Source organism: Streptomyces litmocidini, from assembly GCF_014649755.1.
GTDB classification, from domain to species: Bacteria; Actinomycetota; Actinomycetes; order Streptomycetales; family Streptomycetaceae; genus Streptomyces; species Streptomyces litmocidini.
This window is the reverse complement of sequence record NZ_BMTQ01000023.1, coordinates 37,585-58,123: the sequence shown is the minus strand read 5'-3', so window position 1 is coordinate 58,123 and position 20,539 is coordinate 37,585. Positions and strand designations below refer to the sequence as shown.

General features: G+C 73.2%; 15 protein-coding genes and 1 pseudogene. 9 read left to right on the top strand and 7 right to left on the bottom strand.

Going from position 1 to position 20,539, the window contains the following annotated elements:
- Positions 1–4: 4 nt before the first annotated feature.
- The 4 genes and pseudogenes from IE180_RS33030 to IE180_RS33015 form a co-directional block, all read right to left on the bottom strand.
- The gene (locus tag IE180_RS33030) at positions 5–1,099 is read right to left on the bottom strand and encodes a UDP-glucuronic acid decarboxylase family protein (protein ID WP_190160626.1); all 1,095 of its coding nucleotides are present in this window, start codon (positions 1,097–1,099) and stop codon (positions 5–7) included.
- 595 nt (positions 1,100–1,694) lie between these two features.
- Positions 1,695–1,829 (bottom strand): annotated as a pseudogene (locus IE180_RS33025) (IS5/IS1182 family transposase); the annotation flags it as partial.
- 508 nt (positions 1,830–2,337) lie between these two features.
- Entirely contained in the window at positions 2,338–3,480 is a 1,143-nt protein-coding gene (locus IE180_RS33020; protein ID WP_373302849.1) for an ABC transporter substrate-binding protein, read from the bottom strand.
- A gap of 122 nt (positions 3,481–3,602) precedes the next feature.
- Positions 3,603–6,269, bottom strand: a complete 2,667-nt coding sequence (locus IE180_RS33015) for a SpoIIE family protein phosphatase (RefSeq protein ID WP_190160625.1) — start codon at positions 6,267–6,269, stop codon at positions 3,603–3,605.
- Positions 6,270–7,123: 854 nt separating this feature from the next.
- Here IE180_RS33015 and IE180_RS36905 point away from each other — a divergent pair.
- The 4 genes from IE180_RS36905 to IE180_RS33000 all read left to right on the top strand — a co-directional run bounded on the left by IE180_RS36905 (position 7,124) and on the right by IE180_RS33000 (position 10,963).
- The gene (locus IE180_RS36905) at positions 7,124–7,510 is read left to right on the top strand and encodes a PAS domain-containing protein (RefSeq protein WP_229861153.1); all 387 of its coding nucleotides are present in this window, start codon (positions 7,124–7,126) and stop codon (positions 7,508–7,510) included.
- Positions 7,434–8,354, top strand: a complete 921-nt coding sequence (locus IE180_RS36900; RefSeq protein WP_308434458.1) for a PP2C family protein-serine/threonine phosphatase — start codon at positions 7,434–7,436, stop codon at positions 8,352–8,354. Before IE180_RS36905 ends, IE180_RS36900 begins: the two co-directional genes overlap by 77 nt.
- Positions 8,355–8,661: 307 nt before the next feature.
- The gene (gene panD / locus IE180_RS33005; RefSeq protein ID WP_190160624.1) at positions 8,662–9,087 is read left to right on the top strand and encodes an aspartate 1-decarboxylase; all 426 of its coding nucleotides are present in this window, start codon (positions 8,662–8,664) and stop codon (positions 9,085–9,087) included.
- Positions 9,088–9,541: 454 nt separating this feature from the next.
- Positions 9,542–10,963 (top strand): peptidoglycan DD-metalloendopeptidase family protein, encoded by a 1,422-nt coding sequence (locus IE180_RS33000; RefSeq protein WP_190160623.1) that lies wholly within the window; start codon positions 9,542–9,544, stop codon positions 10,961–10,963.
- Here IE180_RS33000 and IE180_RS32995 read toward each other — a convergent pair.
- Positions 10,844–11,830, bottom strand: a complete 987-nt coding sequence (locus tag IE180_RS32995) for a DMT family transporter (protein WP_190160622.1) — start codon at positions 11,828–11,830, stop codon at positions 10,844–10,846. The two genes, IE180_RS33000 and IE180_RS32995, sit on opposite strands and share 120 nt — an antisense overlap.
- Positions 11,831–12,097: 267 nt before the next feature.
- Here IE180_RS32995 and IE180_RS32990 point away from each other — a divergent pair, with 267 nt between their 5' ends.
- From IE180_RS32990 to IE180_RS32980, 3 genes are all read left to right on the top strand, one after another.
- A complete protein-coding gene (locus IE180_RS32990) occupies positions 12,098–12,820 on the top strand; it encodes a (2Fe-2S)-binding protein (protein ID WP_190160621.1) in 723 nt (240 codons plus the stop codon).
- 60 nt (positions 12,821–12,880) lie between these two features.
- Positions 12,881–14,365, top strand: coding sequence for an SDR family NAD(P)-dependent oxidoreductase (locus IE180_RS32985; RefSeq protein ID WP_190160620.1), 1,485 nt, complete (start codon positions 12,881–12,883; stop codon positions 14,363–14,365).
- A 353-nt stretch (positions 14,366–14,718) separates the two neighbouring features.
- A complete protein-coding gene (locus IE180_RS32980) occupies positions 14,719–14,889 on the top strand; it encodes a hypothetical protein (protein WP_185094709.1) in 171 nt (56 codons plus the stop codon).
- A 56-nt stretch (positions 14,890–14,945) separates the two neighbouring features.
- On the opposite strand, the gene IE180_RS32975 is transcribed toward IE180_RS32980, so the two are convergent.
- Positions 14,946–16,373, bottom strand: coding sequence for a lipase maturation factor family protein (locus IE180_RS32975; protein WP_190160619.1), 1,428 nt, complete (start codon positions 16,371–16,373; stop codon positions 14,946–14,948).
- Positions 16,374–16,395: 22 nt separating this feature from the next.
- Positions 16,396–16,947, bottom strand: coding sequence for a DUF1990 domain-containing protein (locus IE180_RS32970; RefSeq protein ID WP_190160618.1), 552 nt, complete (start codon positions 16,945–16,947; stop codon positions 16,396–16,398).
- 282 nt (positions 16,948–17,229) lie between these two features.
- Here IE180_RS32970 and IE180_RS32965 point away from each other — a divergent pair, with 282 nt between their 5' ends.
- Positions 17,230–18,387 carry a DUF6777 domain-containing protein gene (locus tag IE180_RS32965; protein ID WP_190160617.1) on the top strand — a complete coding sequence of 386 codons (1,158 nt, stop codon included), beginning with the start codon at positions 17,230–17,232 and terminating at the stop codon, positions 18,385–18,387.
- Between the two features lie 49 nt (positions 18,388–18,436).
- Positions 18,437–20,533 carry a SpoIIE family protein phosphatase gene (locus IE180_RS32960; RefSeq protein ID WP_190160616.1) on the top strand — a complete coding sequence of 699 codons (2,097 nt, stop codon included), beginning with the start codon at positions 18,437–18,439 and terminating at the stop codon, positions 20,531–20,533.
- Positions 20,534–20,539 lie beyond the last annotated feature (6 nt).

The following is a 20,539-nucleotide window of genomic DNA, read 5'->3' as shown; positions in this document are numbered from 1 at the left end:
TGGATCAGCCACCCGCGACGGCGGCCCCGGGCGCGGAGGACGCGACGCCGGTGCCGATGCCGGTCGGGCCGGGGATCGTCTGCGGTGTCAGGGATGCCGACGTCGACGCGGCCAGCGGCACCGTCTCGTCCTGTCCGCCGCGGATCGACGCGGCGGAGGCGGCGAGGCGATCCGTGTGGGCGGCGAAGTACGCGACGGTGCGACGCAGACCTTCGATGATGTCGATCTCCGGCTCCCAGCCCAGTGCCTCGCGGGCGCGGGTGATGACCGGGCGACGGCGCGCCGGGTCGTCGACCGGCAGCGGGTGGTGCTTCACCTCGGACGTCGAACCGGTCATCTCCCTCACGATGCGGGCGAGTTCGGAGACGGTGTGCTCGACCGGGTTCCCGAGGTTGAAGGGCCCCAGTTCGGAGGAGTCGAGGAGCGCGACCAGGCCGCGGACCAAGTCGTCGACGTAGCAGAAGCTGCGTGTCTGACAACCGTCGCCGTAGATGGTGAGCGGTTCGCCGGTCAGTGCCTGGGTGATGAAGCTGGACACCACGCGACCGTCGTGGGGGCGCATGCGGGGGCCGTAGGTGTTGAAGATCCGGGCGATGCCGACGTCGACACCGTGCGTGCGGCGATACGCGGCGGACACCGCCTCGGCGTATCGTTTCGCCTCGTCGTAGACGCTGCGCGGGCCGATGGAGTTGACGTTGCCCCAGTACGTCTCCTCCTGCGGATGGACCATCGGATCGCCGTAGACCTCGCTCGTCGACGCGAGGATGAAGCGCGCCCTGTGGAGCAGGGCGAGGCGAAGGGCGTTCTCGGTGCCGCGGCTCCCGACCGCGAGCGTCTCCAGCGGGTGGCGCAGATAGTCGGGAGGGGAAGCCGGGGAGGCCAGGTGGGCGACGGCGTCGACCCGGCCGACGACCTCCACGGACACGCTCACGTCGGTGTGTTGGAATTCGAAGGCCGGGTGGGCCAGGAGATGGGCGATGTTTTCGGGGTCGCCCGTCGAGAAGTTGTCGAGGCACACCACGGAGTCGCCGCGCCGCAGAAGCGCCTCGCACAGGTGTGAACCAAGAAAACCACCGCCACCGGTCACGGCAACGCGCATGTGTTCTCCAGGAATGGGAAGCGGAACGACCTCGATGTCCGCTCGCACTTGCAATCGAATGGCGGAATGACCTGAAGATCCGAAAATCCGAGTCATCCCGGAAGACGTGGAATGAGGGTATGGGTATACGTAGTGATTTTTGCGGAGGCGAATCGTGGGCTGGGCTGATCGGCGGGTCACTCGCGGGGGAGCGTGCGGCTTCACCGCCTAGTCCGTGCCTGTGCCGCACGTCGAACGGCCCAATCGGACGGTGTCACCCGCACGTGTTCTCCATCGGCGTCCGAGGTGCCCCTCGGACACAACCCTCGCGCCCGCATCGATGACTCCCGCTGCTTCGGATGCTCCCGAGGACGGCGTCCTCGAGTGGTGGTCACTCGTGCGTCCCGAATCATCCGTGCACCCGCGAGAAGTGCACGGCGGCTCTGCGGGACCGAACCCCCGCACGGGCGGCCACCGGCCGGCCTCGCGCAACCGTCGCACCGCCGGCTCCAGCTCGCGCAACCGTCGCACCGCCGGCTCCAGGGACCTCGCGGCGGCCCCGGCCGTGCGAGGGGCCGCCCCCTCGGATCGCCACTCCGGACGAGCGCCGGATACCGAGGAGCTGCGCGCCCTTCGCGAACCGCTTGCGCGGCCGGAGCGCGAGCCTCGGGCCGAGGCGATCGATGATCCGGTCCGCCGCCGACTTCGAGACCCCGAACAGCGGGACGAACCGCCGCACGGTCGGGTTCGTGTGCCGGCCGGACGGGTTCGGCGCGAGAAGTTCACGCCCGTGGCTACGGAAACCGGGGTGGAGGGCTGTTCCACCGGCGTGGCCGGCGGACGGTGTTCGCGGTCGCTGACGTACGGAGGCCACCGGGGAGCCGTCGCGGGCGAGGTCTCGGGTGAAACCAGGAAGCGGCCTTGAGGCCGACGCCCATGATGTTCTCGCTGATGTCGCAGGGGCGGGTGAGCTCATCCGCATCACGACCCCGGTTCCCGCGCACCTCACCGACTGCCCGCGCACGCTGCGCATGCTCTGTGCCTCCGCGGACCGGGGTGTGCGGCCGAGCGCTGAGCCGACACCGGACGCCCTTCACCGCCGTGAGGCGGTCAGGGACCGGCTCGCCGAGCTCCTCGATCTGATCGTCAAACGGTGAGCACGGCCTGTAGCCGGGCCGGACAGCGGCCGCGAGTTCCGTGGCCACCGGTGCGAGGCCCGGGCGGGCGGGTGCACGCCCGGCCAGGAGCGCTCTTGGCCCTCAGCTCGAGACGGCCTCGGCCCAGCCGCGGTTGACGGCCTCTCGTGCCTTCTCCGTCTGCGCCTCCGTCGGAAACGTCGGCGTGCCCTCGACCGTCGGCAGTTTCTCCGCGGCGGTCTTGTCGAGGGTGCCGTCCTTCTCCATGGCGTCCATGAGGACGGGGCGTGCATAGGTGCCGAGCCGGAGGTTCTGGCCCTCCGGGCTGAAGACGTACTCCTGCCACAGACGTGCCGCCGCGGGGTGCGGAGCGTCTTTGTTCACCCCGTTCGCGTAGTACTGGGCGAAGCTGCCGTCGAAGGGGATGGCGGTCCGCCAGTCGACGTCCGTGCCGTTCTCGCGGAACTCGTCGGCGTATCCGAGGTTGAGGAAGTCCCAGTCGATGCTGATCGGGGTCTGGCCCTTCGCGATCGTGGCCGGGGTGGATTCGACCGGGATGAAGTTGCCGTTCTTGCTGAGCTCGGCGAAGAAGTCGATGCCGGGCTGGATGTCGTCGAAGGAACCCCCGTTCGCCAGGGCCGCCGCGTAGACCGCGGCGAAGGCGGACCCGGAATGGGTGGGGTCGCCGTTGAGCGCGACCTTGCCCTCGTACTCGGGCTTGCGCAGGTCGGCGAAGGTCGCGGGGCAGGTCTTGACGCGCTTGGCGTCACAGCCGATCGAGATGTAACCGCCGTAGTTGTTGTACCAGCGGGCCCGGTCGTCCTTCTGTTCCTCGGGGATCTCGTCGTACGCGGCGACCTTGTACGGAGCGAGCAGGCCCTGCCGTGCCGCGGACTGCGCGAACGAGTCCCCCACGTCGATCACATCGGGGGCGCGGCCTCCGTCCCTGTGCTCCTTCAGGGCGTCGATCTCGTCCTGGCTGGTGCCTTCCGGGTTCTCCACCATGACCTTGATCCCGTACTTCTTCTCGAAGCCGTCGATCACCGCGCCGTAGCCGGCCCAGTCGCTCGGGAGCGCGATCGTGTGGAGCGAGCCCTCTTTCTCCGCCGCTGTGGTCAGTGCTGCCATGCCGCCGGCGTCCGCGGCGGAGGTGGCCACCGCGGGTGCTCTGGGCGCGGTGCCGGGCTTGTCCCCGCAGGCGCCGAGGGGCGCCGCGAGGACCAGGCAGGCGGCGACGAAGGCTGTCGGGAGACGAGGTGTGGGCACAAAGGCTCCATAACGGGCGGTCGCGTACTGATCGAGGCCAGCGTACGTTCGGCGGCCTCGGCAGCGCAGTCCCAGACGGTGGTGTCCGCTGCCTTCCCTGCGGCTGCCGTACCGGCGCGTTCTCAGAACCCCTCGTCGTCCCACCCGGCCAGGAGCGCCTCCCCGAGATCCATCGCGGGCGGTGCGGCCCCGTCGAGGAGGGCCTGCTCGCTCCAGATGATCTTGCCGCGGGCGGTGTAGCGGGTGCCCCAGCGCTCGGCGAACTGCGCGACGAGGAACAGGCCGCGACCGCCCTCGTCGGTGGCCTCGGCCCGGCGCAGGTGCGGGGAGGTGCTGGACCCGTCGGAGACCTCGCAGATCAGGCTGCGGTCGTACAGCAGCCTCACCCGGATGGGCTCGGTGCCGTAGCGGATGGCGTTGGTCATCAGCTCGCTGAGGATGAGTTCCGTGGTGAAGGCGATCTCCTCCAGGCCCCAGTCCGCCAGCCGGCGGGCGCAGGCGTTGCGCACCGGGGACACCGCCGCAGGGTCGGGCCGCACGTCCCACTCGGCGATCCGCGCGGGGTCCAGTCGGCGGGTGCGGGCCACCAGCAGCGCGACGTCGTCGCTGGGCCTGGTGGGCAGCATCGCGTCGATCACCGCGGTGCAGGTTTCCTCCGGGGTGCGGGCGGGCCCGGCCAGGGCGGCGCGCAGCGCTGCCAGGCCCGCGTCCGGATCGCGGTCGCGGCTCTCGGTCAGCCCGTCGGTGAAGAGCGCCAGCCGGGAGCCTTCGGGCAGGGTGACCGTCATGGTCTCCATGGGCAGGCCCTCGCCCAGGCCCAGCGGCGGGGAGATCGGCACCTCGGGCAAGGACACGGTTCCGTCGGGGTGGACCAGAGCGGGGCCCGGATGCCCGGCGGTGGCGGCCGTCACCTGCCCCGAGACGGGATCGTAGATGGCGTACAGGCAGGTGGCTCCGGTGATCCCCTGCCACTCCTGCTCGTCGGTGTCGATGTGGGCGACCAGCTCGTCCAGGTGGCTCAGGAGTTCGTCCGGAGGCAGGTCGAGGGTGGAGAAGTTGTACACGGCGGTGCGCAGGCGGCCCATGGTGGCGGCCGCGTGGAGACCGTGGCCGACGACGTCGCCGACCACCAGGGCCACCCGGGTGCCGGGCAGCGGGATGACATCGAACCAGTCACCACCCACACCGGCCTGAGCGGCCAGATAGCGGTGCGCGACCTCGACGGCGGACTGCTCCGGTACGCCCCGGGGCAGCAGGCTGCGCTGCAGGGTGACGGCCATGGTGTGCTCGCGGGTGTAGCGGCGGGCATTGTCGACGGCCAGTGCCGCCCGGGCGGTCAGCTCCTCGGCGAAGGACACGTCCTCCTCGTCGAACGGCGGGGAGTCCTGCCCCCGCCAGTAGCCGGCCATCCCCAGCACCGTGCCCCGGGCCCGCAGGGGCACGGTGATCAAGGAGTGGATGCCGCGGTCCAGGATCCGCAGGGCGTTGGCCGGGTCCTGGGTCCGCCAGCGGTGGGTGGTGCGCAGGTCCGCCTCCAGGACCGCACGGCCGCCGGCCAGCCCAACCGCCATGGGGCTGGTGGGAACGAACCGGATCAGCTCGCCGACGGGGTAGAGCGGGTGGTCGCCCTGAAGGCCGACGGCGGCGGTGCGGCGCATCTCGGTGCTCGCTTCGGTCGGCTCCTCGCCGCGCAGCACCGGGTCCAGCAGGTCGACCGTGACCACGTCGGCGAACCGCGGGACCGCCACCTCCGCCAGTTCCTCCGCGGTGCGCTCGACGTTCAGCGTCGTTCCCACCCGCACTCCCGCGTCGTAGAGCAGCTTCAGCCGCTCGCGGGCCACCTCGGCCCTGCCGGAGAGTGCCCGCAGTTCGGTGGTGTCCCGCAGCGTGACGACGGTCCCGGCCTGCCCGTAGGGGGCGGTGGGCCGGGCGTTCACCGACAGCAGCCGATCGGTTGCCATGTGCAGCTCGTCGGTCGCGGAACGGCCCGATGCGATCGGCTCGGCGATTCCCTCCTCGAGACCCAGGTCCGTGACGGGGAGGCCTTCCGCGTCCACGGGCAGGTGCAGCAGCCGCCGCGCCTCGTCATTGGCCAGCAGCAGCCGTCCGCCGCCGCCGATGATCAGCACGCCCTCTCGCACCGCGTGCAGCACCGCGTCGTGGTGCTCGTACATCCTCGTCATCTCGGCCGGTCCCAGGCCATGGGTCCGGCGCAGCAGCCGACGGCTCACCAGAGCGGTTCCGCCCGCGGACAGGGCGAGCACTGCGGCCGCACTGCCGAGGACGACCGGCAGCTGCCGGTTCACCATGCTCTGCACGTTCTGGACCGTGACCGGGGAGGAGACGACGGCGATGACGCGGCCGTCGGAGTCCTTGACGGGGACCACCGACACCACGGACTGTCCCAGGGACCCTTCGAAGGTCTCGGTGAAGGACTGGCCGGCCGCCGCCTTGGAGAACGGGCCGACGACGTGCTTCCCGATCTGTCGCGGGTCGCTGTGGGCGAGGGTGACCCCGGAGAGCGCGTACACGTTGATGCCGTCGACCCCGGCGATCTTCCGGGCCGCCTCGGCGCTCGGCTGCAGCGCTGCGCTCGGATGGGGGCTGCGGAGGGCCGCGACGATTCCCGGAGATTCCGCGAACGTTCCGGCGGCGGCGAGCGTACGGTGCCGGGCGTCCACCATGCCGGCGCTCCGGGCTTGCACCACGAGCGCCGCCACCGCGGCGGCGACGAGCAGCACCACGACGGCCAGCTGCAGGAGGAACACCTCGCCGGCCACGCTGCGCACGCTCAGAAGGGAGGACAGGCGCTGCGGCCGCCGTGCCCTTCCCTCGGGGGGCCGGGCGTGCTCCTGACGCTCCTGGCGGCTTCCTGAGCGGGGACGCCGAGGGGGAGAGGAAGAGCTCGGGGTCGAGCCGAGCAGCCGACGTCGGACTTGTCCAAGTAGGTCGCTCATACCTTATTTTCCAACCTCCACGGGCCGTCGGCAGCGGGGAGCGACGGTCGCCGAGCCGGCGATCCGGGCCGCCGCGCTGATGTGGATCCCCCACGCCCACACGCTGTGCAGGAAGTCATGCCGGTTCAGGGAAGCGGAGGGGTGGACGGGACGAGCGCCACGACGTGCCGGCCGCCGTTTCCGCCCTGCTGCGCCGGGCCGGCCACCGGCGGCCGGGGGCGTTTCTCCCGGCTTGGCCCCCGCCACGGCGCACTTCGTGCCGCGGAATGCCCGTGGCGTCCGGACAAGGGACGGAACGGCGAGTGGAAGGGGACATCTCGTGCCATCGGCTCGGCCGGGGGGCGAGGAGACCCACGGCCCGTTCCGGTCCGAGCCGGGGGCGCTGCTGGAGCACGTGCCCGTGGCCGTCTTCGGCCTCGATGACGGGGACCTCGTCTGTCGCTGGGGGCCCGGCGCGCGGGACCTCTTCGGATGTGACGCCACCGCCGTCCTGTCGAAGCCCGGCACCGTTCTCTTCGCCGACGGGCCCCCGGGCGCCCCCGATCCGTGCTCCCGGCCGACCGAGCGAGGCCGGGCCCGGGGTCACCGGAGAGGGGCGGCTGCCGGTCCGGCATCGCTACCGCACCGTCTTCGACTGCGGCTTCCGGGCCTTCTCCGTGACCGGATCCGGCGGACCTTCGGTGGTGATGGTCCCGGCGAGCCGCAGTGACGAGCTCGATCGGGTCAAGACCGACCTCGCCTTCCTCGACGCCCTCTTCGAGACGTGCCCCATCGGTCTGGTCATGCTCGATCAGGACCTCCGGTACGTCCGCCTCAACCAGGCGCTCGCCGACATGGACGGTCTGCCGATCGAGGCCCGCCTCGGGCGGCGCATGGACGAAATCATGATCATGTCCGACGGTGGCGAGTACCGGCGCATGCTCCGCGGCGTCGCCCTGGGCGGAGCACCGGTCGTGGGGACCCCGGTGGGCATGCGTCCGCGGGGGCATCCGGACCGTGATCAGGTGCGGTCGGTGGGTTTCTCCCCCCCCTGGGCCGGGCGGTCGGCTCGCGCCCCGGAGTGGGCGGGCTGATGCTGGACGTGACCGACCGGGAACGGGCCGTCCTGGAAGCCACCGCCAGCCGTCGACGGCTGGCTCTGCTGGACGGGGCCTCCACTCGCATCGGGACCGCCCTGGACGTGAACGTCACCGCCCGGGAGCTGGTGGACGCCTCCGTGCCGGACTTCTGCGACGGCGCCGTGGTCGAAGTCGTGGAGTGGATGGACGAGGTGGAGGACTTCGACCCGGCGCGACCGCTGTTCACCCGCAGGATCGCCTCCGGGACGATCCCGCCCCCTCCGGCCATCGAACTCGTGAGCGGGGTGGAGACGGTGCGGTACCCGCCCGGCTCCGTCATCCACGACACGCTGAGGACCGGTCGCGCCGTCTCCGCCGTGGTGAACGAGGAGTTCCTGGCCCGGACCGTCCTCATCGAGTCACGCTCCCGGCTCTTCGCCGAGAGCGGACTGCCTGCGTCCTCGTCGCCCCGCTCATCGACAGGGGCACGGTCCAGGGAATCGCCATGTTCGGCCGGTCCACGGGCCGGCCGGCCTTCACCCGGGACGATGTCAGCCTGGCCGGTGAGCTCGCCTCACGGGCTGCGATCTGCCTGGACGACGCCCGTCTGTACGGCCGCGTCCAGGACATCGCCCTCACCCTGCAGCGGGCGTTGTTGCCCAGCGCGCCGACGACCAGCCCGTACGTGGCCGTGGCCCACCGGTACGTACCCGGCAGTCGGATCACCGAGGTCGGCGGAGACGGGTACGACGTGATCAGCCTGTCCGACGGCCGAGTCGCTCTGGTGGTGGGCGACGTGAGGGGGCACGGTGTGTCGGCCGCCGCCTCCGGCTCCCTGGCGATCAAGAGGTGGGTGTGACCGTTCGGGGCGGGGTCCGCAGAGTGGGGCGAGCCGGCGCAGGTCTTCCTCGGTGAAGCCCGGAGCACGTGTCACGGCATTCATGGAACCGGGCGGGAACCACTCGCCACCGGATGTTCAGGAGGGCCCGACTGTTCAGGAGGGTCCGACCTGGCCTGATGGCGCGTCGGAAAAGTCAGCCACTGGTCGGCGTGAGCTCTGCGACACCTGGGGACAGCTGACCGGACATGCGAATGGCTGTACGCTCCGAAGACCGCCCTTGACCTGCGAGAAGCAGGCAGGGAGCAGACATATCGGGAGTTTCTTCATGTTCCGGACAATGTTCAAGTCCAAGATCCACCGCGCCACCGTGACCCAGGCCGACCTGCACTACGTCGGCTCGGTCACCGTCGACGCGGAGCTGATGGAAGCGGCCGATCTGCTGCCCGGTGAGCTGGTCCACATCGTCGACATCGACAACGGGGCCCGTCTCGAGACCTATGTCATCGAGGGCGAGCGCGGCTCCGGCGTCATCGGGATCAACGGCGCCGCCGCCCACCTCGTCCACCCCGGGGACCTGGTGATCCTCATCAGCTACGGGCAGATGGAGGACGCGGAGGCGCGCGCCTTCGTGCCGCGGGTCGTGCACGTCGACGGCGACAACCGGATCGTGGAGCTGGGAGGCGACGCGTCCGCTCCCGTTCCCGGCAGCGACACGGTGCGCCCCCCGCACGCCGTGCCCGCCCAGGTCTGAGACCGCCCGGTCACCCGGCCCCTCCACCGGGGTCCGGGTGACCCGGAGGGCGGGATCCGGCGGGCGCGGGCGCGGCGGCGGGGCCACCCTGGGGAGGGGGGCTCCCGTGAAGGAGACCCCGCGCAAGGGAGACCCGTCGACCGAGAGGTCCGTGATGACCCACCCCGCCCCCGATCCGCTGCCCCCGTCGCCGATCCCGCCCCCGGTTCCCTCGCCGCCGCCGGTGCCGCCGCCGAACCCGGTGCCGGCCCCGCCGGATCCCGCGCCGCCGCCGGCCCCCCAGCCGGGCGGACCCGTACCGGACCCCGAACCCCGGCCCGAACCCGGGCCCGCCGGCGGGTGGCCGGAGTCGGCGCGGAGGTGACAGAAGAGAAGCGGGCTTCCGCGCGACCCTTGTCACGGAGCGTGCGCCACCCCTAACTTGGACGGCTGCTGCTGTGTTCAAGGGGGGCCCATGGCCGTACGCGGACGTCACCGCCGCCACCAGCCGAGCCGGATCAACCGTGCCTCGCTCACCGTCACGGCGGGAGGCGCCGGCATGGCGCTCCCGCTGATCGGAGCGGGCGCCGCGCACGCCGCCTCGCTCGACGTCTGGGAGAAGGTCGCGTCCTGCGAGTCCTCCTCCAGCTGGCACGTCAACACGGGCAACGGCTACTTCGGCGGCCTCCAGTTCAGCCAGTCCACCTGGGAGCGGTACGGCGGCACGCACTACGCGCCGCGTGCCGACCTCGCCTCCAAGGACCAGCAGATCGCGATCGCCGAACGCGTCCTGAAGGGCCAGGGGCCGGGGGCGTGGCCGGCCTGCGGCCCCCGGGCGGGGCTCGCCCGCGGCGGGGAGTCGCCGGACGTCGCCGCCCTGCGCGCCACGAAGGCCGAGCCGGCCGGTCACGGCAACGCGGTCCGCGCGGCGTCCCTGCCGGGGCAGCGCGTCTTACCCGAGCAGGCGGCGCACCGCGCGAGCCCGACCACCGTGCCCACCGTGCGCGAGATGTACACCGTGACGCCCGGCGACTCCCTGTCGGAGATCGCCCGCGACGAGCACGTCAAGGGCGGCTGGCAGCGGCTGTACGAGGCCAACCGGTCCGTCGTCGGAGACGACCCCGACCTCATCCACCCGGGCCAGCGCCTGACCCTGCGCATCACCGCCCCCAGGAAGGCGGAGAAGGCCGACCCGCCCCCCAGGGCCGCCCGACCGGTCAAGGCCACGCCCCCCGAGGCGGCCAGGACCGCGGCGTCCGGGGCCACGCCCCCCAAGGCCGCCGCACCCAAGGCGGCGCTCCCCGAGAAGCCCCTGGCCGGGCCCGGCGCCCGCCCCTCCGCGAGGCCGTCCGCCAAGCCGGCCCCGAAGCCCGCGGCCAAGCCGCCCACCAGGCCGAGTCCCAAGCCGCACGCCCAGCACACCTCGAAGCCGAGCACCAAGCCGGTTCACAAGCCGAGCCCTCGGCCCGAGCCCGCTTCCCGGCCGGCCGAACACCGCTACTCCGCGCCCGTCTCCGCGGACATCGGCACCCGGTACGGCACCCGCGGCTCCTCCTGGTCCAGCGGCTACCACACCGGGGTCGACTTCCCCGTGCCCACCGGCACCTCCGTCAAGGCCGTGGCCGGCGGCCGGGTCGTCTCCGCCGGGTGGGGCGGCGCGTACGGCTACCAGATCGTCCTGCGGCACGACGACGGCCGCTACAGCCAGTACGCGCACCTCTCCGCCCTCGCCGTCCGCGAGGGCCAGCGGGTGCACGCCGGCCAGCGCATCGCGCGCTCAGGGTCGACCGGCAACAGCTCGGGACCGCACCTCCACTTCGAGATCCGGACGGGACCCGGGTACGGCTCCGACATCGACCCCCTGGCGTACCTCAGGGCGCGGGGCGTCTCCGTCTGACGCGGACGGCGCCTCCGGCGCCGATGACGGTGACTCCGGTGCGACCGCCGTGCGGTCCAGCGTGAGCTGGACGAGGCCGGCCGCCGCGACCGTGCCGCAGAGCAGCGCGGCGACGGTGCCCGCCGTGCCGTACCGGAAGCCCTCGCCGAACAGCGTCAGGCCCACCGCCGCCGCGACCACCGGGTTCACCACCGTGACGGTGGCCAGCGGGGCGGCGAGCCCTGCGCCCCGGTAGGAGGCCTGGGAGAGCAGGAGGCCGGTCACCGCGAACACGGAGAGGACGAGCAGTCCCGTCCACTCGGCGAGCGGGGCCCGGGGGGTCCACTCCTCGGCCACGGCCTTCGTGAGGACCGAGGCGATGCCGAAGGAGGCGCCCGCCGCCGCGGCGAGCACGACGCCGCGCAGCACGGACCGGCCCACCAGACGCGCGGCCGTGAACAGGACGGCCACCGCGCCGAAGGCGGCGCCGGCCAGCAGCCAGCGTTCCCCGTCGGACAGGGACCCGGCCTCGGCACCGCTGGTGAGGCCCAGCAGTCCGGCGAGGCCCGCCGTGGCCATCAGCGCGCCGCGCCAGGCCCGCCGCCCGGCCCGGCGGCCGACGAACAGGGCCGCCATGGGCAGCGCGAAGACGATCGTCAGGGCGCCCAGCGGCTGGACCAGGCTGAGCGGCCCGTACGCCAGGGCGGCGACGTGCAGGGTCGCGCCGACGCCGTTCAGCGCGACGGACACCCACCAGGCGGGGCTGCGCAGCGGCGCGTAGCGCGGGCCTCCGGCGGAGGCCGCGACGCGCTCCTGCACGATCGCCGCGGCCGCGTAGGCGACCGCGGAGGTCAGGGCCAGGGCGACGGACAGCATGAGGGGACTCATACCTTCCACGATCTCTCTTCCCGGCCGTCCGCGTCGTCGTACCAGGGGACGTCTTCGCGGGTACCGCCGACGCGGTACACGGCCCCCGCGTACGCCTCGGGGTGTACGCCCGTGCAGGTCGGAAGGGGTGCAAAGCGGCCTTTACGGTCCCCTCGCGGCGACTCCGCGGGAGTCTCGGAGGACTTCGGAGAAGGGGCCGGAGAAGGGGGAGGGGCGGAGAAGCTACGGTGGGGCCGACCACAGGACTTCGGGGCGGGGAGCGGGCGCATGGGACTCGGCGCGAGCGGCGGCAGCGGGTCGCCGGGCGGTTTCTTCGCCCTGCGGACCACCGCCCCCGCGACCGGCGGCGCGCACCGCCCGCTCGCCCTGCTGTACGCGGGGGAGGACGGCCCCCTCACCGTACGCGTGGACCACGTCGCGACCCGGCTCGGCGTCCCCGAGCGGCGCGTCGGCGCCTCCGTCGCCCACCTCGGACTCGCCGCCCGCCTCTGGTCCGTCGCCCTCGGCCCCGCCGCGCTCCACGGCCGCTTCCCGGCCCTCGACCCCGCCGAACTGTTCTGGGACGGGGCGGCGGTCTCGCCCGACGACCTGTGGTGGGCCGGCTCCGCCACCCGCCCCGCGACCGTGGCCGAGCTGCGCGCGGCCGTCCAGGAGGCCCATCTCGTCCCGCTCCACGAGGCACTGCGCCGCGACGGGAACGTCTCCCCGCGCCTGCTGTGGGGCAACGCCGGCTCCGCCCTCGCCGGCGCCCTGCGCGAGCTGACCCGCTGGGCGCGCGCCCACGGACGGCCGGAGGCGGCCGAGCGGGCCGCCGTCCTGGTCTCCGGCCTCCTGGACCACCCGGACCTCGCCGGGACGGTTCGCGGCCCCCGGCTGCGGCGCACCAGCTGCTGCCTCTACTACCGCGCCCCGGGCGGCGGGCTGTGCGGCGACTGTGTCTTCGACCACGCCCCCCGAACGGGTTTGGAGGCGCGGCCCCCCGCTCCGTAAAGTTGGGCCTTCTGAAGCCCACGAGCGGCGACGTACGAGCGAACGAGGAACCCGAAGGCCATGACGGTGACCGAAGAAAACCAGGACTACGGGCCGGGCATCGACCCCGAGCGCCTGGCCGTCTGCCTGAGCGTCCTCGACGAGCTCGACAAGATCGACGTCGACCACCCGGACGCGATCACCGTCCGGCGCGCCACCGCCGGGATCTACCGGACCGTGAAGCAGCGCCGCCGCCAGGAGCGCCGGGCCGCGAAGACCGCGAACGACAAGGCGGTCACCGAGGCCACGGCCACCGGCTCCGCCCAGCGCATCGACGACGAGACCGAGGGCCTCCTGCCCTCCTCGGTCACCGAGGAGGGGCGGATCGCGGGGATACTCCAGCGGCCGCGCTCCTGCTACGTCTGCAAGACGCGGTACGTCGAGGTCGACTACTTCTACCACCAGCTCTGCCAGCCGTGCGCGGCGCTGAACCGGGCCAAGCGGGACGCCAGTGCCGACCTCACCGGCAAGCGCGCGCTGCTCACCGGCGGCCGGGCCAAGATCGGCATGTACATCGCGCTGCGGCTGCTGCGCGACGGCGCCCACACCACCATCACCACCCGCTTCCCCAAGGACGCCATCCGCCGCTTCAAGGCGATGGAGGACTCCGCGGACTGGATGCACCGCCTGGAGGTCGTCGGCATCGACCTGCGCGACCCCGCGCAGGCCGTCGCGCTCGCCGACCGGATGACCGAGGCCGGCCCGCTCGACATCCTCATCAACAACGCGACGCAGACCGTGCGCCGGCTGCCCTCCGCCTACGCCGCCCTCGTCGACGGCGAGGCGGCCCCGCTGCCCGCCGGCGAGCTGCCCGCCCACCACGTCATCGGCGCCTTCAACTCGGGCGCGGTCGGCGAGCTCGTCGGCTCGTCCGAGCTCCCCGCCGGCGTGCGGGACCTGGAGGCGCAGCAGGTCGCCGACCTCGCGCTGGTCGCGGGCAACGCCAGCATCGCCCGGCACCTCGACGGCACCGCCATCGACGCGGGCGGCCTCGTGCCGGACGTCGTCGAGTCCAACACCTGGGTGCAGAGCATCGAGCAGATCTCCCCGGTGGAGCTCCTCGAGACGCAGCTGTGCAACTACACGGCGCCGTTCATCCTGATCAGCAAGCTGCGTCCGGTGATGGCCGAGGCGGCGAAGAAGGCGGCCAGCGGCCGTTCCTACGTGGTGAACGTGTCGGCGATGGAGGGCGTCTTCAGCCGTGGCTACAAGGGCGCCGGCCACCCGAACACCAATGCCGCGAAGGCCGCGATGAACATGGTGACGCGGACCAGCGGCCAGGAGATGTTCGAGACCGACGGCATCCTCATGACCTCGGTCGACACCGGCTGGATCACCGACGAGCGCCCCCACTTCGACAAGCTGCGCCTCGCCGAGGCCGGTTTCCACGCCCCGCTCGACCTCGTCGACGGCGCGGCGCGGGTGTACGACCCCGTCGTGCGCGGCGAGGCGGGCGAGGACCTCTACGGCTGCTTCCTGAAGGACTACGCCCCCGCCAACTGGTAGACCGCCCGGACGCCGTTCCCCGCGGGCGGCGGTCCGAAGGCCGTTCCCGCGGACGGCGGTCCGGACGCCGCTCCCCACGGACGGCTCCACGGTCTCGGCAAGAGCGCCCCATCGGCCTGATGGGGCGCTTTTCCGTCTTGCTTCACCCGATTGCGTCACACTTTGGAGCCCGGTAGAGCGCGGGGGCGCTCATTTGGTTAGTCTGATGCCCACGGTCGGCCACCGAGGACACACACCGTCCTCACGGCCTTCCCGGGACAGGCCTGCCACCAAGGCCGCGGTCCCGCCACGAACGGCGCCACCGCGACCGACCGGCACTTGTCCCACAGGTACGCGACACAAAGGAGTGCGCGGTGACACCCGAACTGACGAAGCAGGAACCGCGACCGGCCGAACGCAACGACCGGCCGCGCCGGAACGGCGAGCTGGGAAGCCTCGACGTGTGGGCCCACGCGGCCCCGATCCGACTCGCGGGCTACGAGGAGGACCTCGCCGAGCCCCACATCCTGCCCGGCATCGACTGATCCCCCGCTTCACCCCGGGTGCCCCCGGCCGTTCCCGGCCGGGGGCACCGGTGCGTTCAGCGGGACGTGCCCGTGGGCGCCCGCAGCCGGGTCGGCGGCAGGTACTCCCGCACCAGCGTCCGGTGCCACCAGGCCCCGGTGGTCCGGAGTTCCCGCCAGGTCGTGTAGCGGTAGCGGTACAGCCGGGCGCGGACGAAGGCCGGCGGGGCGTCCGGGAAGGGGTTGTGGGCGAGCAGCCGCAGGGTGTCCCGGTCGTTGTCGAGCAGCCGCTCGACGAACGGCCCGAACCACGCGCGCGCGTACCCGGGGGAGAGCGCGGCGAACCACATCAGCCAGTCGAGCCGCAGGTGGTACGGGGCGAACTGCCGGGGCAGCCGGCGGGGATCGCCCGGCTTGCCCTTGAAGCCGTACTCGCGCCACACCGAGCCCGGGTGCGGCTCCGGGTCGTCGGTGCCCTCGACGACGATCTCGTCCCGGACCCGGCCGACGGTGCCGAACGCGCCGTAGCTGTTGACCAGGTGGTACGGATCGTACGAGCGGTTCATCGCCTGGCGCCGGGAGAGCAGGTTGCGCGCCGGGCCGTAGCTGCGGACCAGGACGAAGGCGGTCGCCGCGACCACCACGACCACGTACCAGAGCGGCGGGTCCGGCCGGGGGTGCGCGCCGGTGAGCGGGGAGGCGTCCACGGCCGACAGGGCGAGCACGATCGTGATCCAGTTCAGCCAGGCGAAGTTGCCGGAGAGCACCAGCCAGAGCTGGGTGGCCACCATGAGGCCGGCCGCGATCGTGGCCACTGGCTGCGGGGTGAAGAGCAGGAACGGCACGATCAGCTGGACGACGTGGTTGGCGGCGACCTCGACCCGGTGCAGCGGACGGGGCAGGTGGTGGAAGAACCAGCTCAGCGGGCCGGGCATCGGCTGGGTCTCGTGGTGGTGGTAGAGGCAGGTCAGGTTCCGCCAGCAGGGGTCGCCCCGGATCTTGATGAGTCCGGCGCCGAACTCGACGCGGAAGAGCAGCCAGCGCAGCAGGAACAGGACGAGGACCGGCGGGCCCGTGTCGTCGTTGCCGAGGAGGACCGCGAGGAACCCGGTCTCCAGCAGCAGGGACTCCCAGCCGAAGGAGTACCAGGTCTGCCCCACGTTCACGATCGACAGGTAGAGCCCCCAGAGCACCAACCACAGGAGCATCGAGACCGGCAGCGGCACGGCGTCCCCCGCGCCCGCGACGAGCGCGAGCGCGAGGGCGGCGCCGGACCAGGAGACGGCCGCGAAGAGCCGGTCGGAGTAGCGCCAGTGGAAGAGGGAGGGGGTGTGGCGCGGCCGGGTCCGGCGCACGTACTCCGGTACGGGGAGCATTCCGCGCTCCCCGATCAGCGCCCGGAACTGGAGGGCTGCCGACAGGAACGCCACGCAGTACAGCCCGGCGAGGCCCCGCTGGAAGACGATCCGGCTCAGCCAGTGGTCGGGCGCGGTGAACCACTCCATCCCCTCCAGTATCGGCCCGGCGTCACGCCCTGACGAGGCGCCGGAGGGTCCGGCCGAGCAGGCGGGCGTACGCGTGCTGGAGCCGCGGGACCACGGGCCCGGCGAGCCGGGTGTACCAGGTGGCGGGCCGGCTGAAGGCGGTGACCGTGAAGCGGACCGTGCCGTCCGGCTCCAGCTCGACGACGAAGGACTCCTCGCCGCACTCGGCGTGCCCGCTCAGGGTGCCGTAGGCGAAGCCGGTGCGGTTCTCCTCGTACGCCGTCCAGATCACCGAGCAGGGGACGCCGATCCGGAGCGGGCCGGCGCCCAGCGACACCACCAGGTGGACGCCGGGCCCGGCGCGGTCGGCGTCGGCGCGGACGCGCGCCCCGGAGGCGCGGTGCATCCGCCAGGTGGTGACGGCCGCCCCGGCGGTCTCGAAGGCGGCCCTGCCGTGGCCGACGACCGTGCTGTGCCGCAGGTGGTGGTAGCCGGCGGGGAGCGCCTCGGGGGTGCGGGTGGCGCCGACCTCGCGGTAGGTGAGGCCCGGGCGGCGCGGGGCGGGGCGGGAGAGGTCGTGGGTGAGGCGGGTCATGCCGGAAGCTCCGTTCGGGACGGGTGCGGAAGGGCCGGAAGGGGACCGGAGGCGCGGTCATGCGACGCCACCCCCACTTGAACGTGTTCAACTGGCGAGTCGAGCGTAGGACTTTTCTTGAACGCGTTCAAGCCGCTGGTCGTCGCGACCCGGTCGGCCGCGCTCCGCTTGCGGGGGCCCGTGCGCTGCGACAGACATGAGGCACTGGCCGGAACCGGGCACCGGGCCCGGCGGAAAGGGAAGTCGGGAGAACCCCGGCCGAGAGAGAGTCGGGAGAACAAGGTGCGCTCATCCCCCCGCCGGACGCGGCGGACCCGCCCCGCGGTCGCGGGCCTCGTCTCGGCGCTGCTGCTCACGGGCTGCTCCTCCGCGGGAGAGGGCGTCGGCGGCGAACCGGCCCCGGCCCCCGCCCAGGACGTCCTCCTCCAGCCGCTCGGCGCCCATGGACCCGACCCCTTCACCGCCTCCACCGTCCGGAACACCGCGCCCCCCGCCGCCCCCGGCCGGCAGCCCGGCGACGACGGTCCGCGGGCCCACGAGGTCACCGGCTCCACCCCCGGCCTCTACGGCGGCACGCGCGCGATCGGCAGCTGCGACGTCGAGCGGCAGGTCGCCCTCCTCGCCGCGGACCGCACCAAGGCGCGCGCCTTCGCCGAAGCCGCCGGCATCCCCGAGGCCGACGTCGCCGGCTGGCTCCGCGGACTCACCCCGGTCGCCCTGCGCGCCGACACCCGCGTCACCGACCACGGCTACCGCGAGGACCGCGCCCACGCCTTCCAGGCCGTGCTGCAGACCGGTACGGCGGTCCTCGTCGACCAGTACGGGGCCCCGCGCGTCCGCTGCGCCTGCGGCAACCCGCTCCGCAGCCCCGCCGCCGCGAGCGGCGTCCACCGGGGCGACCCCTGGGACGCCTTCGACCCCGACCGCGTGATCACCGTCCGGCCCACCACCTCCGTCGTCACCAGCCTGGTCATCGTGAACACCACCGACCGCACCTGGATCGAGCGGCGGACCGGCAGCGACGGGGACCAGGACAAGGAGCCCGCCGTGGAGCCGGACTGCGACCCCGACGCCTGCGCCCTCGCCGGCTCCGGCACGCCCGACCCGAGCACGCCCCGCCCGAGGACCCCCGACCACCCCGCCTCCCCGGATCCCGACCACCCCGCCTCCCCGGATCCCGCCCGGCCCGTGCCCAGCGCCCCGCTGCCCGACGCCCCCGACCCGTCCGGCTCCGGAGGCACGAGCACCGATCCGACGGCCCCGACGCCCCCGGCTCCCGACCCGTACACGGAGCCCTCCCCCGACCCGTACACCGAGCCCTACCCCGACCCGTTCGGACCGTTCCCCTCCGAACCCACCGCCCCGGACGGGACGGCGCCGCCCGACGAACTCTTCCCCGCCGGTCCGGTGCCCGACCGGCCGGAGATCTTCCAGGGGTGAAGGGGATCTTCCTGGTGCGCACCGGCGGGGCTGCGCCTAGCGTGGCCCCATGAACGCGGGCAGCGGGGGCGGCGAGGCGACCGCACGGCCGGACCGTGCGCCGAACGGGTCGCGGCCCGGCGCCCGGATCCTCGCCGACCACGGCTCCGCCTTCCGCATGGGCGGCTTCGACTGGGACCTGCTCACCGGGACCATGGTCATGGACGACGCCGCCCTCGACGTCTTCGACATGGACCGCGACGAGTACGACGGCAGACCCGAGAGCCTGGGCCCGCGCGTGCTGCCGGACGAGGGCCGCCAGCTCGACACCCTCGTGGCCCAGGCGCTCAAGGACGGCAGCGAGGAGTACGGCGCGTACTTCCGCATCCGCCGCCGGGACGGCAGCCACCAGTGGACCCACACCCAGGGCATCGTCCACCGCGACGACACCGGCCGGCCCGTCCGCATCATCGGCATCCTGCGCGACGCCACCCACGAACTCACCGAGTCCGCCGCCCGGCTCGGCCTCGACGAGGGACGCCGGAGGCGCGCCGGCGTCGTCGAGGGCACCACGGCGGCCCTCGCCTACGCCCGGACCGTGCAGGACGTCATCGACCTGCTCAACGACTCGCACGCGCTCGAACACTTCGGCGCGGCCAGCCTCGTCGTGGGCCTCCTCGAAGGCGGGCGCATCCACCTCGTCGCCGAAGGGCCGGAGGGCGCCTTCGTGCCGGGCACCCGGTTCACCCGGGTGGACGAGCCGTACCCGATGAGCGAGGTCGTCCGGACCCTGCGCCCCCGGTTCATCGAATCGGCCCGGGACTTCGCCCACTCCTTCCCGGTGCTCTGGCCGCACATCAGCGGGCTCGGCATCACCGCCGCCGCCTATCTGCCGCTCATCGCCCAGGCCCGGCCCATCGGCGCCCTCGGCCTGCTCTACAGCGACAAGACCCGCTTCAGCGAGGACGAGCGGACCCTGCTCGTCGCCCTCGGCAGCAGCATCGCCCAGAGCCTCCAGCGGGCCATGCTCTACGAGCAGGAGCACGACCTCGCCGAAGGGCTCCAGCAGGCGATGCTGCCGCGCCGGATCCCCGAGGTGCCCGGCGCCCAGACGGCGGTCCGCTACCGCTCGGCCCGCCTCGGGCGGGACGTCGGCGGCGACTGGTACGACCTCATCGCGCTGCCCGGCGGCCGGGTCGGCTGCGTCATCGGCGACGTGCAGGGCCACGACACCCACGCGGCGGCCGTCATGGGCCAGCTGCGGATCGTGCTGCGCGCCTACGCCGCCGAGGGCCACCCCCCGGCCACGGTGATGGCCCGCGCCTCGGTCTTCCTCCACGAGCTCGACACCGAACGCTTCGCCACCTGCACCTACGCGGAGGTCGACCTCGCCACCGGGGTCGTCCAGGTGGTGCGCGCCGGCCACGTCGACCCGCTGGTCCGGGAGATCGACGGCGGCTGCCGCAGACTGCCGGTCGGCGGCGGGCTGCCGCTCGGGCTCTCCGCGGAGTTCGGCCGCCTCGACTATCCGGTGACCACCCTGGAGCTGGATCCCGGCCAGACGCTGATGCTCTACACCGACGGGCTCGTGGAGAAGCCCGGAGCCGACCTCGACGAGGGCCTGCAGTGGCTCTCCTCCCTGGTCCGGCGAGGCCCCGCCGACCTCCAGCACCTCGCCGACCACCTCTGCGACGTCGTCGCCGAGCGGGGCGGCGAGGACGACGTCGCGATCCTGCTGCTGCGCCGCCAGGGCACGTACCACCCGCAGGGCACCGGCCGCTTCCAGCAGCACGTCGCCCAGAACGACCCGGAGGCGCTGAGCTCCGCCCGGCACATGATCCGGGCGGCCGTCCGGGCCTGGGGAGCGGGGGAGCGCGCGGACGAGATCGAACTGGTCGCCGACGAGCTGATGACCAACGCCCTGATGCACACCGACGGCGGAGCCATCGTGACGCTGCGGATCCTGACCGGGCCCCCGCGACGGCTGCGGGTGGAGGTGGAGGACCGGTCCAGCGCGCTGCCCCGGCGCCGCGAGGCGGGGGAGGCGGGGGTGTCCGGGCGGGGCCTGCTCCTGGTCGACCGGCTCTCGGACGCGTGGGGCGTGGAGTCGCGGGGCGGCGGCAAGTGCGTGTGGTGCGAATTCACCGTGGAGCATGGAACGTGTTAACCGAGC